This is a genomic window from Kineosporia mesophila (genome assembly GCF_021129235.1).
GTDB classification, from domain to species: domain Bacteria; phylum Actinomycetota; class Actinomycetes; order Actinomycetales; family Kineosporiaceae; genus Kineosporia; species Kineosporia mesophila.
Genome location: NZ_JAJOMA010000001.1, coordinates 790,905 through 804,607 on the forward strand (window position 1 = coordinate 790,905; position 13,703 = coordinate 804,607).

Genomic DNA, 13,703 nt, shown 5'->3' on the forward strand with positions numbered 1-13,703 from the left:
GAGCGACGACGAGACGAGGAAGCGTGATCCTGACCATCGGCACGATCAGTGCGATCGGCGGGGCGGGCGCGGGTAGGCACCGCTCCGCCCCGTCGCCAGACACCCTGGCTTCGGCGTTCGACCCCCGGAACAACGCGCTCAACGTCATGAGACTCGCGCTGGCGACCACCGTGGCGGTGGTCCACGCGATGTTCCTGGGGTTCGGACACCAGCCGCGCATCGGTGTCACCGAGGTGGGCGCGCTGTGTGTGGACGCGTTCTTCGTGCTCAGCGGGTTCCTCGTCACCCGCAGCCTGCTGCGCCTGAACTCGGTGCCGCGCTACCTGCGGCACCGGGCGCTGCGCATCCTGCCCGGGTTCTGGGCGGTCATGCTGCTCTCGGCGTTCGTGGTGGCACCGCTGATGGCCGTACTGGCCGGCCGCGGTGCCGCCACGGTCTTCAGCGGTCCCGACTCCTCGTTCGGTTACCTGGTGCAGAACGCGGCCCTGCTCATGCGCCAGTTCGGCATCAGCGGCCTGCCCGGTGACGGCGGCAATCCGGACGTGATCAACGGTTCGCTGTGGACGCTGTTCTACGAGGCCTGCTGCTACCTGCTGATCGCGGGGCTCGGGGTGATCGGGGTGCTGCGCCGGTGGCCGTGGGTGGTGCTCGCCCTGATCGTCGTGCTCTGGGGGCTGACCGTCGCCAGCGAGGTCGGCATCAACCCGCTGGGCTCGTCGTACATGCTGCGCTTCTCGTTCGTGTTCCTGCTCGGCGCGGCCGGTTTTCTCTTCGCCGACCGCATTCCGGTCAACCGCTGGATCGCCCTGGCCGGTCTCGCCGTCGTCGTCGCCAGTCTGCTGGTGATGCACGACTGGCGAGGGGCCGGTGGGCCGGCCTTCGCCTACCTGTGCCTCTACGCGATGGTGCGCCTGCCCGTTCCGTGGGAGCCCCGCTGGGACCTGTCCTACGGGATGTACGTCTGGCACTGGCCGATTGCCCAGCTGCTGGTGGGTTTCGGGGTGCAGCAGTACACCCACGTGCCGTTCGTCCTGCTCACCGTGGTGCTGGCCGCGGGGATCGCCGCGCTCTCCTGGAACCTGGTGGAGAGACCCGCGATGAGTTTCAAGTGAGGTCGTTGCGGAAAGCGGCCTCCAGGAAGGTCTGCGTCGCCCCGGTCATGGCGGTGTAGGCCGTCTCCCGGTCCGCCGAGCCGAACAGCACCGGCAGGCCGGGCAGCAGGAACGGGGCGTCGGTGAAGCTGAGGTGCTTGGTGTTCTTCACCGTGATGCGGCGGCTGAGGGGGTTCTGCGCCAGCACCTGCGTGAGCGCCTGTTGGTAGGCAACATTGTCCTGCTGGTCGCCCGCCACCAGGGCCAGCACCGGCTGTCGCGGCCGGGCGTTGTTGCGCGGCAGGCCGTCGATGTCGATGGCGGCGCGGAACCGGCTGTCCTGCGCCGCTGCCTGGAGTGCCGCGGCCCCACCGGCCGAGTGCCCGGTCACGGCCACCCGATCGGTGTCGAGGCGGTGGCGGAAGAACGCGTCGGCCTCGATCCGGTCGAGGGCGAAGCTCAGGTCCTGGGCCCGGATCGCGGTGAGATGGTCGGCGTCCCGGTTGCCCTGCTCGTCGTCACTGGTGGCCCGCACCTTCGACCACAGGGGCCGGCCGTCCTGCGTGAGGGTGACGGCCGAGTCGTACGGATGGTCCAGCGCCACCACCACATAGCCCCGCGCCGCGAGATATTCGGCCCAGGCGGTGTTCTGGGTGCGCACACTGAGTAGCCCGGGGGAGAAGAGAACGACCCCGTACTTCTCGCCCGTGGCCGGGAGCGGGGCGTTCTCCGTGGAATGACCGTGTCCGTCCACGGCCTCGCCGAACAAGAACGCCGGAACCCCGAACGAGCGGCCCAGCCCCTCGGCGACGATCTGCGGCCGCCGGCCCAGATAGGGGGATGCCGGGCCCTTCAAGGTTGTCGGGTACCAGATCTGTGCGGTGACCCGCCGCCGGTCGGACGCCGTCGTGGCCGGCTCGTCCCTCGCGGGGTCGGTCCAGTAGGCGGTACGGGTGCCGACGGCGTACTGCCCCTGCGGATCGGGCAGATCCAGCGGCCGGAAACCCCAGATCGCGGCCGCGCCCCCGAGCAGGCCGGCGAAACCCAGGGTCAGGACCAGGCCGAGGGCCGCGTAGCCCCTCTTCGTGCGGGGGCGCTGCGTCGCCACCCGGAACCCGGACAGCGCCATCGCGATCAGCCCGGCCCCGATCACCCCGGTGAGCTGCCAGCGCGGTCCCTCAGTGGCCAGCGCCGCCCCGGCCAGGACCAGCAGCAGCACACCGGTGCCGACCGCGGCCGGCCGGCGAGTTGGTTCCGGCGCCAGCACCGCCAGGAGGCAGAGCAGCGCGCTGGCTTCCAAAGCGCTCTCGAGCAGAGTCATTTCACCATCCCCTCACCGATGGTTCATGCTCTCGCAGAGGGGGCCCGCACGTCGTCAGTCCAGGGTCGTAGGCACCTGGGCGGATAGGGTGGTCAGGACAGCGGACCGGGGGATCTGGTCAGGTTCATCAGGATCTCGCGGATGTGTTCCAGGTCTTCGTGGGAGTGGCCGCCCTCGTAGAGCCCGGCGATCGCGGCGCCGTCGGCGGCCCGCAGGATCACCAGCAGGCGCTGGGGGTCGAGGCCGTCGTCGGCGAAATAGGCTTCCCAGCGGACCTTGTCCTTGCGCATGAGGTCGGCCACGCCCGGCGCCTTGAACACCGCGGAGACCAGGGCCACGTGCTCGGCGGGCGACGACTCCTGCAGCAGGACGTCGAACGAGGCCTTGATGTAACCCCGCATCAGCCGGCCCTCGGCTCGGTCGGCCGGATCGGCCGCGGCCTGGACAGCGACGAAGAAGGCCTCCAGCATGTCGTCGGCCAGGGCCCGGATCAGCTCGTCCCGGGAGCGGAAGTGATGCAGCAGCCCACCCTTGGACACCCCGGCCTCCCGGGCGATCGCGTCGATGCTGACCCCCGCGCCGCGCTCGGCCACCACCCGGGCCGCCGCGTCGAGCACCGTGCGCCGGGTCTTCGCCGGATCGCGCTCCGCCACCTGACCTCCTCCTGCTTCTCGCTGATTCTCGGCCCGGACCGGGTCCCGACCGGCACACCCTAGTAGCCGACCAAATGGTTTGCTTAACCGACCAGATGGTCCGTAGCCTGTCGGCATGAGTACCACCCTCGTGCAGCCGACCCGGCTGGCCGGGCCCCGCGAGTGGGCCGCCCTCGTCCCCCTGACCCTCGCCGTGACCCTGCTCGCCGTGGACGGCACCGTTCTCGCGCTCGCCGTTCCCTCCCTGACCGTCGACCTCGACGCATCCGCCCAGCAGTTGCTCTGGATCGGCGACTCCTACTCCTTCGCCCTGGCCGGTCTGCTGATCAGCATGGGCACGCTGGCCGACCGGATCGGGCGCCGGCGCCTGCTGCTCATCGGCGGAACCGCATTCGGCCTGGTGTCGCTGATGGCGGCCTTCGCGCCCGGGCCCGGATGGCTGATCGCGGCGCGGGTCCTGCTCGGGGTGGCGGGCGCGACGCTGATGCCCTCGACCCTGTCGATCGTGCGGAACCTGTTCCCCGACGACCGGCAGCGCACGAAGGCCGTGGCGATCTGGTCGACCGGAGGCGCCGGTGGTGCCGCGCTCGGCCCGCTCGTGGGTGGCGTTCTGCTGGAGCATTTCTGGTGGGGATCGGTGTTCGTGATCAACCTGCCGATCATGGCGCTGATGGTGGCGACCGTCGGGCGGCTGGTGCCCGAGTCGCGCAATCCGGATCCGGGCCGGTTCGACCTGCTGAGCTCGGTGCTGTCGGTGATCGCGATCGTCCCGCTGGTCTGGGCCGTGAAGCACACCGCGCACGAGGGGCTCGACGGGTTCGGGGCGGGTGCCGCACTGGCCGGCCTGGCCTTCGGCGTGATCTTCGTGCGGCGGCAGAGAACGCTGAAGGACCCGCTGGTCGACGTCACCCTGTTCCGTCGCCCGGCCTTCGCGGGCACGGTGCTGTCGTCGTTCATCGCGATCTTCGCGTTCAGCGGTCTGCTGTACTTCTTCTCGCAGTATCTGCAGCTGGTGCACGGCTATTCGCCGTTCCAGGCCGGGCTGCGCGAGATGCCGCTGACCGTCGCGTCGATCCTGGTGGTGGTGATCGCGGTGCCGATGATCAACCGGCTCGGGGTCGGCCGGACACTCGCTCTGTCGCTTCTGGTCTCGGCTCTCGGGTTCGCCGTGCTGGCGCATTTCGAGACCGCCCGGGGCTACGCCGGTCTGGCGGCCGGCCTGGTGGTGATCGGCCTGGGGGTGGGCATCGTGTTCACCGCGGCCACCGACGCCGTGCTCGGGTCGGTGCCGCACGAGCGGGCGGGCGCGGCCTCGGCAATCTCCGAGATGTCGTACGAGATGGGCGTCGCGGTCGGGATCGCGGTGCTCGGCAGCCTTCAGGGCGTGCTGTATCGCAGCCATCTGCCGAGTCTTTCGGGGTTGTCCGGCACCGCGGGGGACGCGGTGTCGGACTCCCTGGCCCGTGCCACCCAGGTGCTGGGCAGCGGGGAGATGCTCGGTGCGGCCCGGGAGGCCTTCGCCGAGGCGATGCAGACCACCTCGTGGATCGCGTCGGTGCTGCTCGTGCTGGCGGGAGTGGTGGCCTGGCGGGTCGTTCCGTCGCCTCGCGGCTGAGAGGACCTACCAGCCCTTGGTCTCGCGCACCGCGGCGGCGATCTCCTCGTACAGCGACTGGCCCAGGGCCGCGCCCTCACGGCGCACCACCTTCGGGTCCAGTTGCAGCACCCGGTCGAGACGCACTTCGCTGGGCCGGTTCTGGCGGTCCCAGGCCCCGGTACCGATATCCATCCAGACCCGTCCGTACCGGGCTTCCTGGGCCGCGTCCCGGTCGTGGTCCTTGCTCGTCAGCATGAGCCCCAGCACCTTGCCCCGGTGCTCGGCGATGACCAGCACCGGCCGGTCCTTGCCCTGCGAGTGGTCTTCCTCGAAGGGGACCCAGGCCCAGACCACTTCACCCGGGTCCGGGTTCCCGTCGTTCACCGGGGCGTAGGCCAGCTTGGCCTTGCCCTCGAAGTCGCCCGCGTAATCAGCATTTCCGTTGTCGGTCGGAGGACGTTCCACCTGGCGCGGCTTCGGCGGTGCCGGCTTGGCGGTGGCCGGCTGGGGCGGGGTCGCCTGGGGCCCCCGGGTGCGCGTGGTGATCCGCCCGGGGGCTTTCTGCCCGGTCTGCCCGGTCTGACCGGGTTGACCCAGCCCGAGGAGACGCGCCACTGTTGCCCAGAATCCTGATGCCATGCCCGAACCTTAGAGCCTGTTCCTGAACCCACACATCCTGGCGGATCCGCCAGAAGGTGAGGGCCGTCAGCAGCGTCGCGCCGCTCAGCATCAGGCCGGTCTCGCGCCACCGCAGGCTCCAGAAGGTGCGACCAGCGGTGCGCCCCAGAAGGTGCCGATCAGCAGTCCGACAGGGCCCACCGGCGCCGGTACCGCCGGCCCGGGCCCTGTGTCCGGGAATCCCGGGTTTGCCGGGGGGAGCCGGGAGCCGACGCGAAACCCGGCCAGGAACAGCGCCTCGATGCTCTCGTCGTCCAGCCCGGCCGAGCGGGCCCGGCCCATCCAGGCCGCCAGCTCGCGCCGTAACGGGCGGACGGTGGCCAGGCTCGGGCTCTCGATCGTGCCGGAGGCCAAGGTGCCGACGCCCGGGCGGGGTGCGACCAAGGCCCTCCCGATCCGTCTCGCGTTCGGCCGTTGGGACGACACGACCTGCGGGGGAGGCCGGATCGCGACATGGTGTTGGCTCGGGTGCCGGACGTCTGGGGGGCGAACATGGGAACTCAGCTGTCGTGGCCGGTGGTCACGTATCTCAAGAGCCCGCGTCTGGATCTGGAGCCGATCCGGCTGGATCACGCCGAGGAGGCGTATCCGTGGCTGAGCGACGAGCGCATCCATGCCTTCACCGGCGGATCCCCGGCCTCGCTCGACGAACTGAAGGCACGGTTCCGCCGTCAGGCCGAGGGGCAGTCGCCGGACGGGAGCCAGGGCTGGCTGAACTGGATGATCCGGCACCGCACGGGGCGGCTCGTCGGCACGGTGCAGGCCACGATCAGCCGGGCCCGTAGCGGCGACATGCAGGCCGAGCTGGCCTGGGTGCTCGCCTTCGACGCGCAGGGCCACGGGTTCGCCCGCGAGGCGGCGGCGGAGATGGTGATCTGGCTGCGGGGCAACGACGTGCAGCGGTTCATCGCGCACATCCATCCGCGGCACCGGGCGTCCAAGGGCGTGGCCCGGTCCATCGGGCTGCACCCCACGATCACGGTGGTGGACGGGGAGATCGAATGGACGAGCGACGCGATCGTCTGACCCTCGGTGATGTCCGGTGAGGGGTGACCCACGCCACGAAACGGCCTGACCGGGAACTCGGTGGGCACCAGGGGCAGTCGAATGCTGTGTGACTGCCCTCGTTCTGCCACCGATGACAGCCCGTGAAGCCGGTTCCACCACCGATTCCTCCGGGATCGGGGGACTGACCGGCTGGGTGCTCGACCTGACCGCCGAACTCGGCGCGATCGGGGTGGGCGCCCTCAGCTTCCTCGAGGTGGTGTTCCCACCCATCCCGAGCGAGATCGTGCTGCCCCTGGCCGGCTACCAGGTGCAGGTCGGCGAGCTCGGCCTGGCGGCGGTGTTCGTCCTGGCCACACTCGGGTCGGTGCTCGGTTCGCTGGTGCTCTACTGGCTCGGGGCGAAGATCGGCCTGGAGCGGGCCGCCTGGCTCGCGTCCAGGATCCCCCTCGTTGATCCGGGTGACGTGTACGCGTCCGCCGCCTGGTTCAGCAAGTACGACTCGGTGGCCGTGTTCACCGGCCGCTTCGTGCCCGGCGTGCGCAGCCTGATCTCGCTGCCCGCGGGGGCCGCGGGCATGTCGCTGTGGAAGTTCACCGGTTGGACCCTGCTCGGCACCAGCATCTGGAACGGCATCCTGATCGGCGCCGGCATGGCGCTCGGCACGCAGTACGAGAAGGTCGAGTCCTACGCGCACTACCTCGACTACATCCTCTACGCGGTGATCCTCGGCCTGCTCGCCTTCGGGATCGGCCGGCGCGTCGTGCAGTACCGCCGCACCCCGTCCCGGCACGGTACCGACCCCCGCGCGAAACGGGATCGCACCCGGGTCTGAACGGGTGACGGGCCGGCCATCTTCCGGAATGTCAGCTCGCTCTCAGTTGTGACCGTCTAACCTCTCGTCACGTAAGGGTTCTTCGGCGGCTGGGGGTGGGCGTGACGCAGGTCGTGGGTGCGGGGACGGCACCCCCGGGAGGTCCGGGGCAGCCGTCGCTCCGTTCGCGGATCCGCTGGCGAGTCGCCGACCAGGTGCTTTCCAGTCTCACCGTGGTCGGTCTGTCGTTCGTGGTCGCCCGTTCCGTCGAGGCGCACATCTTCGGCATCTTCGGCGTGGTGCTGCTGCTGGCCGGGTTCGCGCTCGGCATCACCCGGGCCATGGTCAGCGACGTCTTCCTGATCCAGTTCGGGGACGCGGTGCCGGGCGTGCGGCGGCAGGCGGCGCGCAACGCGACCGGTGCCGCCGTGGCCCTCGGCCTGGCCGCGGGCACGTTCTGCTGCCTGGTCTCCGCCGTGCTGCCCGGGCAGCCGATCCGGACAGCCGTGTTCGCCGTCGGCCTGGCGCTGCCCGGGCTGCTCGTGCAGGACTGCTTCCGTCTCGTCTTCATCGCCGCGGGCCGTCCCCGCCCGGCCCTGCTGCTCGGGCTGTCCGGCGCGGCCGTGCAGCTCACCGTGGTCGTGCTGCTGACCGGCGCCGGTCACCACTCGATGGTCGGCATCACCGCGGGCTGGGGTGCCGCCGCCCTGCTGAGCGCCGGGATCGGCTGCCTGCTGGCCCGGCTCACCCCCTCGCTGCGCGAGGTGCCCCTGTGGTTCGCCCTGAACCGGCACCTGACCGTGCGGCTGAGCATCGACTACCTGCTCGGCCTGGGCTCGCTCTACCTGGCCTACTGCCTGATCGGCGGCGTGGTCGGGATCGCCGCGATCGGTGCGCTCTGGGCGGCGCAGATGTTCCTGGTGCCGGCCTACCTGGTGATCAGCGGTACCTCGGCCCTGCTGCGGGCGCCGTTCGCCGCCCGGGCCGAGCGGGGGCAGGGCCTGTTGCGCCCGGCCCTGCTGACCGGGCTGGGGCTGGGCGTGGTCACCGCACTGTGGGGTGTCGCTCTGACCGCCGTGCCCGAGTGGCTCGGGATGCACCTGTCCGGCCAGAGCTGGGACGGCGCCAGCGACGTGCTGGAACCGGCCGTGATCGGCGTGGTCATGGCCGGTCTGGGGGCCGGACCGGTGCTGGCGCTGCGGGCCCGGGGCCGGCTGGACGCCCTGCGCCGCGCCTGGCTGGTCCGGGCCCTGCTGCTGCTCGTCCTGGGGACCGTCGGCGCGGACCTTCACGGTGTCCGGGGTGCGGCGATCGGGCTGGTGGCCGCGCACGTGATCGGGGCGATCGCGCTGTGGGCCCAGTTCCTGCGGAACTCTGCGCAGCCGGTCGACCCCGTCCGGTGACCTGAACGCGTCCGTCCTGACCCGCGTCCACCATGACCGAAATCTGCCCTAGCGTTAGGGTCTCGATGCTCTGAAAGAAAGGGAAGGCCGTGGGTGCCGTTCTCCGCAATACCTCATGGCTGCGTTCGGGGACGGTGCTGCGGGTGGAGGTCCTCGCCGGGCTGGTCACCGCGCTCGCGCTGATCCCCGAGGTCATCTCCTTCTCCATCGTGGCCGGGCTGGACCCGCGCGTGGGCCTGTTCACCTCGTTCGTCATGGCCGTGGTCATCGCCTTCACCGGCGGGCGCCCGGGAATGGTGACGGCCGCGGCCGGTTCGGTGGCGCTCGTGATCGCACCCCTGGCGCGGGAATTCGGCTTGCAGTACGTAATCGCGGCGGTGCTGCTCGGGGGTGCGATCCAGTTCCTGCTGGCGGTGCTGGGGGTGGCCCGGCTGATGCGGTTCATCCCGCGCAGCGTGATGATCGGCTTCGTCAACGCCCTGGCCATCCTGATCTTCAGCGCCCAGCTGCGGCACCTGTTCGACGTGCCGTGGCTGGTCTACCCGCTGCTGGCGCTGTCGATCGTGATCATCGTGTTCCTCCCGCGGGTGTTCACTGCCGTTCCGGCGCAACTGGTCTCGATCGTCGTGGTGACGGCGACCGCCATCGGGTTCGGCCTGCACGTGCCCACCGTGGGTGATGAGGGGGCGCTGCCGGACGGCCTGCCGCTGCCGGGTCTGCCCGACATCCCGTGGACGTTCGCGACGCTGCGCACGATCCTGCCCTACGCGATCGGCCTGGCCCTGGTCGGTCTGCTCGAGACGCTGCTGACGGCCAAGCTGGTCGACGACCTCACCGACACCGGCTCGGACAAGACCCGGGAGTCGTGGGGGCTGGGCGTGGCCAACCTGGCCGCCGGCCTCTTCGGTGGCATGGGTGGCTGCGCGATGATCGGCCAGACCATGATCAACGTGAAGAGCGGTGGGCGGCACCGGCTCAGCACCTTCCTGGCCGGCGCCTGGCTGCTGATGCTGGTTCTGCTGCTCGGCCCGGTGGTGGCCCGGATGCCGATGGTGGCGCTGGTCGCGGTGATGGTCGTGGTCGCCGCCACCACCTTCGACTGGCACAGCGTGGCCCCCGCCACGCTGCGGCGGATGCCGCGCAGCGAGACCTCGGTGATGGTCGTGACCGTCGCCGTCACGGTGGCCACGAACAACCTGGCCTACGGCGTGATCGTCGGGGTGCTGGCCGCCAGCGTGCTGTTCGCGCGGCGGGTGGCGCACCTGGTCACCGTCACCTCACGGCTCTCGCCGGACCGCTCGGTGAAGACCTACCAGGTGCACGGACAGCTCTTCTTCGCCTCCAGCAACGACATCGTGCACCAGTTCGAGTACGCCCAGGACCCCGGGCGCGTAGTCATCGATCTGACCACGGCACACATCTGGGACGCCTCCTCGGTCGCCGCGATGGACACGATCCGGACCAAGTACGGCGCCCGCGGCAAGGAAGTCACCATCGTGGGCCTGGACCCGCACAGCGAAGCCATGCACGGCCGTCTGGCGGGTACGCTCGGCGGCTGATGGTTGGGGCTTCGGGGATTTCGGCCGGGTAAGTCCACTTGCGCTATCTCCGGCCGGTGCGAAGGTCAAGGCGAGTGCAGACAGCCGCTCGGCTCTTCACGCACCAATTTCCTTTGTGAGGCTCTTATGGCCGACGAATTCGGTGCGCCCCTGCGCGCCCAGAACACCACCACGACCACGGAGCCGGTGTACGACCCCGCCGCACCCGTGGAGTACACCGAAACCACTTACACCGAAACGTATGTCGAGGATTCCGACAGTGGTTCGGATTCTACGAAGGATGTCGCCCGGGAGCAGGCCGCCAACGTCGGGCACGGTGCGGCGCAGGCCGGCCAGCACGTGGCCGGGGTGGCTGGTGAGCAGGCCGCCGGGGTTGCCTCGGAAGCCGCTGACCAGGCGAAGAACCTGTACGCACAGACCCGTGAGGAGCTGCGCGGCCAGGCGTCCACGCAGCAGCAGCGGCTGGCCGAGGGCGTGCGCTCGCTGAGCACCGAACTCGAGTCGATGGCCGACGGCGCGAACTCGGGCACCGCCTCCGACCTGGTGCGGGAGGTCTCCGGCCGGGCTCGTGACGTGGCCGGCTGGCTCGACCAGCGCGACCCGGGCGCCCTGCTGAGCGAGGTCACCGACTTCGCCCGGCGCCGTCCCGGCACGTTCCTGGCGATCGCCGCGGGTGCGGGCCTGATCGCCGGGCGCCTGACCCGGGGCGCGATCAGCGAGGCCCGCCACGAGTCCGCGAAAACTGACGCCGAGTCCGGGCCGACCGGCCGTGCCGACGCACCCGTGAACGAGTACGTACAGCCCGAGCCCTACGCGTCGTACGAGCGGTACGACACCGACGGCACGGAGATCGTGGAGACCACCCGCTACGAGGAAACCGTTGCCGGGGGCCGTCTGTGAGCGCGGGTCACGGGGTTCCGGCCCCCACCCCGACCGGCGAGTCGCCCTCGATCGGTGACCTGCTCGGCGACATCACCCGCGACCTGTCCACGCTGATGCGCCAGGAGGTCGAGCTCGCCAAGGCGGAGCTGCGGCAGTCGGCGAAGCAGTCCGGCAAGGGCGCCGGAATGCTCGGTGCGGCAGGCGTTGCCGCGCACTTCACGGTGCTGTTCCTGCTGATCGCCATCTGGTGGTCACTGGGCGAACAGATCGGCCACGGCTGGTCCGCCCTGGTGGTGGCGCTCGTGCTGGCCGTGATCACCGCGGTGCTGGGTGTTCTCGGTCGCAACCAGATCAAGGCGGCCCCCGGGCTGCCCCGGACGACCGACAGCGTCAAGCGCATCCCGGACGCGGTCAAGGGCAACGAGGGGAACATCCGATGAGCCAGCAGACCAGTCCATCCACGTCATCGACGTCGGCGGAGACGCCGGAGGAGATCCGGGCGCGGATCGAGAACACCCGCCAGGAACTCAGCACCGACGTGAACACGCTCGCCGAGACGGTTCGGCCGGGCAATGTCGCCAAGCGTCAGGTGGACAAGGTGAAGGACGCCGCGGGCTCGGCCCGGGACCGGGTGATGGGTTCCGCCGGAACCGCGAAGGAGAAGGTCATGGGAACCGCCACGAGTTCCGGCCGGAGCACGTCATCGACCCTGGGTGACGCGAAGTCAGCGGTGAGCGACGCCGCGTCCTCGTCCCAGCAGGCCGTGGCCGGCGCCCCGGGCGCGGTCAAGGCCCGCACCGAGGGCAACCCGCTGGCCGCCGGCCTGATCGCGTTCGGCGCGGGCATGCTGCTGGGCTCGCTCCTGCCGGCCACCCGGCAGGAGGAGAAGGCCGTGACGAAGCTGAAGGAGAACGCCTCCACCGTCACCGGCCCGGCGACCGAGATGGCCAAGGAGGTCGGTGAGAACCTGCGCGGCAGCGCCCAGGAAGCGGCCGACTCCGTGCGGTCCACCGCCACCGATGCCGCGCAGACGGTGAAGGAAGAGGCCTCCTCCGCCGGTCAGCAGGTGAAGGACCAGGGGGTACAGGCCAAGGAGCAGGTGCAGGAGACGCGTTCCTGATCCATGGTCCCGCCGGCGGCCCGCGGGTGATCCTGGCGCTTCCGGGATCGCCCGCTCCGTCGCCTCGTTCGCCCACCGGTGGTCACACTTCAGCGCCAAAGGGTGACCGCGTTTGGCACTGTGCGCCGAACGGTGCACAGTGAGCCTGTGGGCTCGGCCGGAACTGTTCTGTCGACGGCCCGCAGGCTCCGAAGTGCCCTGATCGTCACGATCGTCCTGCTGCTCATCGCCGCTCTGGTCATTCACCTCGAGCATCGCCGGCAGCGGTCGGAGAACCGGGTCCTGCCACTGATGAGTCAGGTGGTCGGCATCGCCCCGAACGGGGACCGGATCGCCGTCCCGGCGGAGACCGACCCGTCGGTGGTCGATTTCTACCCGGGTACGCGCGTGCTGACGCCCGAGTCGGCCGCCGTTCTCACCCGGACGAAGGCCACGGCGCAGGACGTCAGCCGGGCGCAGGCCCTGGCCGAGGCCCAGCGGGCCTGGCTGGCGGCGGGCGACCGGCCCGGCCGCGGCGGGCCCTACGCCGAGATGGTCGAGAACGCGCTGCTCGACATCCACACCCTGCTGCTCGACAACGGGGCCCTGGTGGCGGCGTGGGCGGGACCGTGGCGTTACGTCTGGCCCCGCGACGCCGCGTTCGCCGCGGTCGCGCTGATCGAGACCGGGCACCCGGCCGACGCTCTGCGGATCCTGGAGTTCCTGCAACGGCAGCAGCCGGCCGACGGGGTCTTCGAAGCCCGTTACCGGCCGGACGAGTCCGGGGTGCCCGACGACCGGGGTAAGCAGAACGACGGGTCCGGCTGGGTGCTGTGGGCCACGCTGGAACTGGTGGACTCGTTGCCGCCGGCGCAGGCCCAGAAGGCTCTCGACACCCTTCGCCCGATGATCGAGGCGTCCACCCGGGGCCTGCTGAACCTCACGGACGGCCCCGGCGCGCTGCCCCCGCACTCGCAGGACTACTGGGAACTGCCCATGTACCGGCTGAGTCTGGGAACGGCGGCACCGATCGCTCTGGGTCTGCGCTCGGCGACGTCACTGCAGACCATGCTCGGCGCCCCGGCCACGGTCCGGGCCACCCGGCAGCGGGCCCAGCGGCTGGAGAAGAGCATCACGGACGATTTCGGTTCCCAGGGATATCCCCGGGAACTGGGCGGCGACGTGTCCGACGCCTCGATCTCGTTCCTGCTGCCGCCCTTCACCGCGGCCGCCCCACCGTCGGTCGTACGGGCCTGGAACAAGGCGGGGAACGGCATGATCAGGGCGGCCGGGGGACTGGCCCCCGGCGTCGGCTGGCCCAACGACGGCATCAGCTGGACCCCTCCGACCGCCCTGTACGCCCTCACCGCGGCCTCCGTCGGCGACCGGGCACAGGCCAACCACTGGCTGACCTGGCTGCGTGACCATCGCACCGCGTTCGGGGCGATCCCCGAGAAACTGCTCAGCACCGGCGCGCCGGCCTATCCCGCGCCGCTGGCCTGGTCCGACGCACTCGTCGTGATGGCGGTGGCCCGGATCTGAGAAGGACCTGAGTGGCGCCCCATTGGTCACTGAGCGGAGTGCTACCGTCACGTCCGGTA

General features: G+C 70.7%; 14 protein-coding genes. 10 read left to right on the top strand and 4 right to left on the bottom strand.

The features are described 5' to 3' along the window. Positions 1-23 precede the first annotated feature (23 nt). Positions 24-1,112 (top strand): acyltransferase family protein, encoded by a 1,089-nt coding sequence (locus LR393_RS02840; RefSeq protein ID WP_231481382.1) that lies wholly within the window; start codon positions 24-26, stop codon positions 1,110-1,112. Here the strand turns inward: LR393_RS02840 and LR393_RS02845 are convergent. Both LR393_RS02845 and LR393_RS02850 read right to left on the bottom strand, forming a co-directional pair. Beyond that, on the bottom strand, positions 1,105-2,412 hold the full coding sequence (locus tag LR393_RS02845) for an alpha/beta hydrolase family protein (RefSeq protein WP_231481383.1): 1,308 nt from the start codon (positions 2,410-2,412) through the stop codon (positions 1,105-1,107). The genes LR393_RS02840 and LR393_RS02845 overlap by 8 nt on opposite strands. A gap of 92 nt (positions 2,413-2,504) precedes the next feature. Continuing rightward, positions 2,505-3,065 carry a TetR/AcrR family transcriptional regulator gene (locus LR393_RS02850; protein ID WP_231481384.1) on the bottom strand — a complete coding sequence of 187 codons (561 nt, stop codon included), beginning with the start codon at positions 3,063-3,065 and terminating at the stop codon, positions 2,505-2,507. Between the two features lie 115 nt (positions 3,066-3,180). Between LR393_RS02850 and LR393_RS02855 the strand changes: the two genes are divergently transcribed. Next, positions 3,181-4,680, top strand: a complete 1,500-nt coding sequence (locus tag LR393_RS02855) for an MFS transporter (protein ID WP_231481385.1) — start codon at positions 3,181-3,183, stop codon at positions 4,678-4,680. Between the two features lie 6 nt (positions 4,681-4,686). On the opposite strand, the gene LR393_RS02860 is transcribed toward LR393_RS02855, so the two are convergent. Together LR393_RS02860 and LR393_RS02865 are read right to left on the bottom strand one after the other, a co-directional pair. After that, a complete protein-coding gene (locus LR393_RS02860) occupies positions 4,687-5,301 on the bottom strand; it encodes a type II toxin-antitoxin system PemK/MazF family toxin (protein WP_231481386.1) in 615 nt (204 codons plus the stop codon). Positions 5,302-5,391: 90 nt separating this feature from the next. Next, positions 5,392-5,724: a hypothetical protein gene (locus LR393_RS02865; protein WP_231481387.1), complete on the bottom strand. Its 333-nt coding sequence runs from the start codon at positions 5,722-5,724 to the stop codon at positions 5,392-5,394. Between the two features lie 69 nt (positions 5,725-5,793). On the opposite strand from LR393_RS02865, the gene LR393_RS02870 reads away from it, so the two are divergent. From LR393_RS02870 to LR393_RS02905, 8 genes are all read left to right on the top strand, one after another. Beyond that, positions 5,794-6,366 carry a GNAT family N-acetyltransferase gene (locus LR393_RS02870; protein ID WP_231481388.1) on the top strand — a complete coding sequence of 191 codons (573 nt, stop codon included), beginning with the start codon at positions 5,794-5,796 and terminating at the stop codon, positions 6,364-6,366. A gap of 112 nt (positions 6,367-6,478) precedes the next feature. Next, positions 6,479-7,180: a DedA family protein gene (locus tag LR393_RS02875; protein WP_231481389.1), complete on the top strand. Its 702-nt coding sequence runs from the start codon at positions 6,479-6,481 to the stop codon at positions 7,178-7,180. 101 nt (positions 7,181-7,281) lie between these two features. Continuing rightward, positions 7,282-8,562, top strand: coding sequence for an MATE family efflux transporter (locus LR393_RS02880; protein ID WP_231481390.1), 1,281 nt, complete (start codon positions 7,282-7,284; stop codon positions 8,560-8,562). Positions 8,563-8,651: 89 nt separating this feature from the next. Further along, entirely contained in the window at positions 8,652-10,121 is a 1,470-nt protein-coding gene (locus LR393_RS02885; RefSeq protein ID WP_231481391.1) for a SulP family inorganic anion transporter, read from the top strand. 126 nt (positions 10,122-10,247) lie between these two features. Continuing rightward, positions 10,248-11,021, top strand: a complete 774-nt coding sequence (locus LR393_RS02890) for a hypothetical protein (RefSeq protein WP_231481392.1) — start codon at positions 10,248-10,250, stop codon at positions 11,019-11,021. After that, the gene (locus LR393_RS02895; RefSeq protein WP_231481393.1) at positions 11,018-11,443 is read left to right on the top strand and encodes a phage holin family protein; all 426 of its coding nucleotides are present in this window, start codon (positions 11,018-11,020) and stop codon (positions 11,441-11,443) included. The genes LR393_RS02890 and LR393_RS02895 overlap by 4 nt, the downstream gene beginning before the upstream one ends. Beyond that, positions 11,440-12,123: a DUF3618 domain-containing protein gene (locus LR393_RS02900; protein ID WP_231481394.1), complete on the top strand. Its 684-nt coding sequence runs from the start codon at positions 11,440-11,442 to the stop codon at positions 12,121-12,123. Before LR393_RS02895 ends, LR393_RS02900 begins: the two co-directional genes overlap by 4 nt. Positions 12,124-12,270: 147 nt before the next feature. Continuing rightward, positions 12,271-13,644, top strand: a complete 1,374-nt coding sequence (locus LR393_RS02905) for a glycoside hydrolase family 15 protein (protein ID WP_231481395.1) — start codon at positions 12,271-12,273, stop codon at positions 13,642-13,644. The last annotated feature ends 59 nt before the right edge of the window (positions 13,645-13,703 follow it).

Excerpts from the sequence above, each read along its gene's own strand:
- LR393_RS02900 (WP_231481394.1), top strand. The coding sequence starts at position 11,440 with ATGAGCCAGCAGACCAGTCCATCCACGTCATCGACGTCGGCGGAGACG.
- LR393_RS02875 (WP_231481389.1), top strand. The coding sequence starts at position 6,479 with ATGACAGCCCGTGAAGCCGGTTCCACCACCGATTCCTCCGGGATCGGG.
- LR393_RS02890 (WP_231481392.1), top strand. The coding sequence starts at position 10,248 with ATGGCCGACGAATTCGGTGCGCCCCTGCGCGCCCAGAACACCACCACG.
- LR393_RS02845 (WP_231481383.1), bottom strand. The coding sequence starts at position 2,412 with ATGACTCTGCTCGAGAGCGCTTTGGAAGCCAGCGCGCTGCTCTGCCTC.
- LR393_RS02860 (WP_231481386.1), bottom strand. The coding sequence starts at position 5,301 with ATGGCATCAGGATTCTGGGCAACAGTGGCGCGTCTCCTCGGGCTGGGT.
- LR393_RS02870 (WP_231481388.1), top strand. The coding sequence starts at position 5,794 with ATGGTGTTGGCTCGGGTGCCGGACGTCTGGGGGGCGAACATGGGAACT.
- LR393_RS02855 (WP_231481385.1), top strand. The coding sequence starts at position 3,181 with ATGAGTACCACCCTCGTGCAGCCGACCCGGCTGGCCGGGCCCCGCGAG.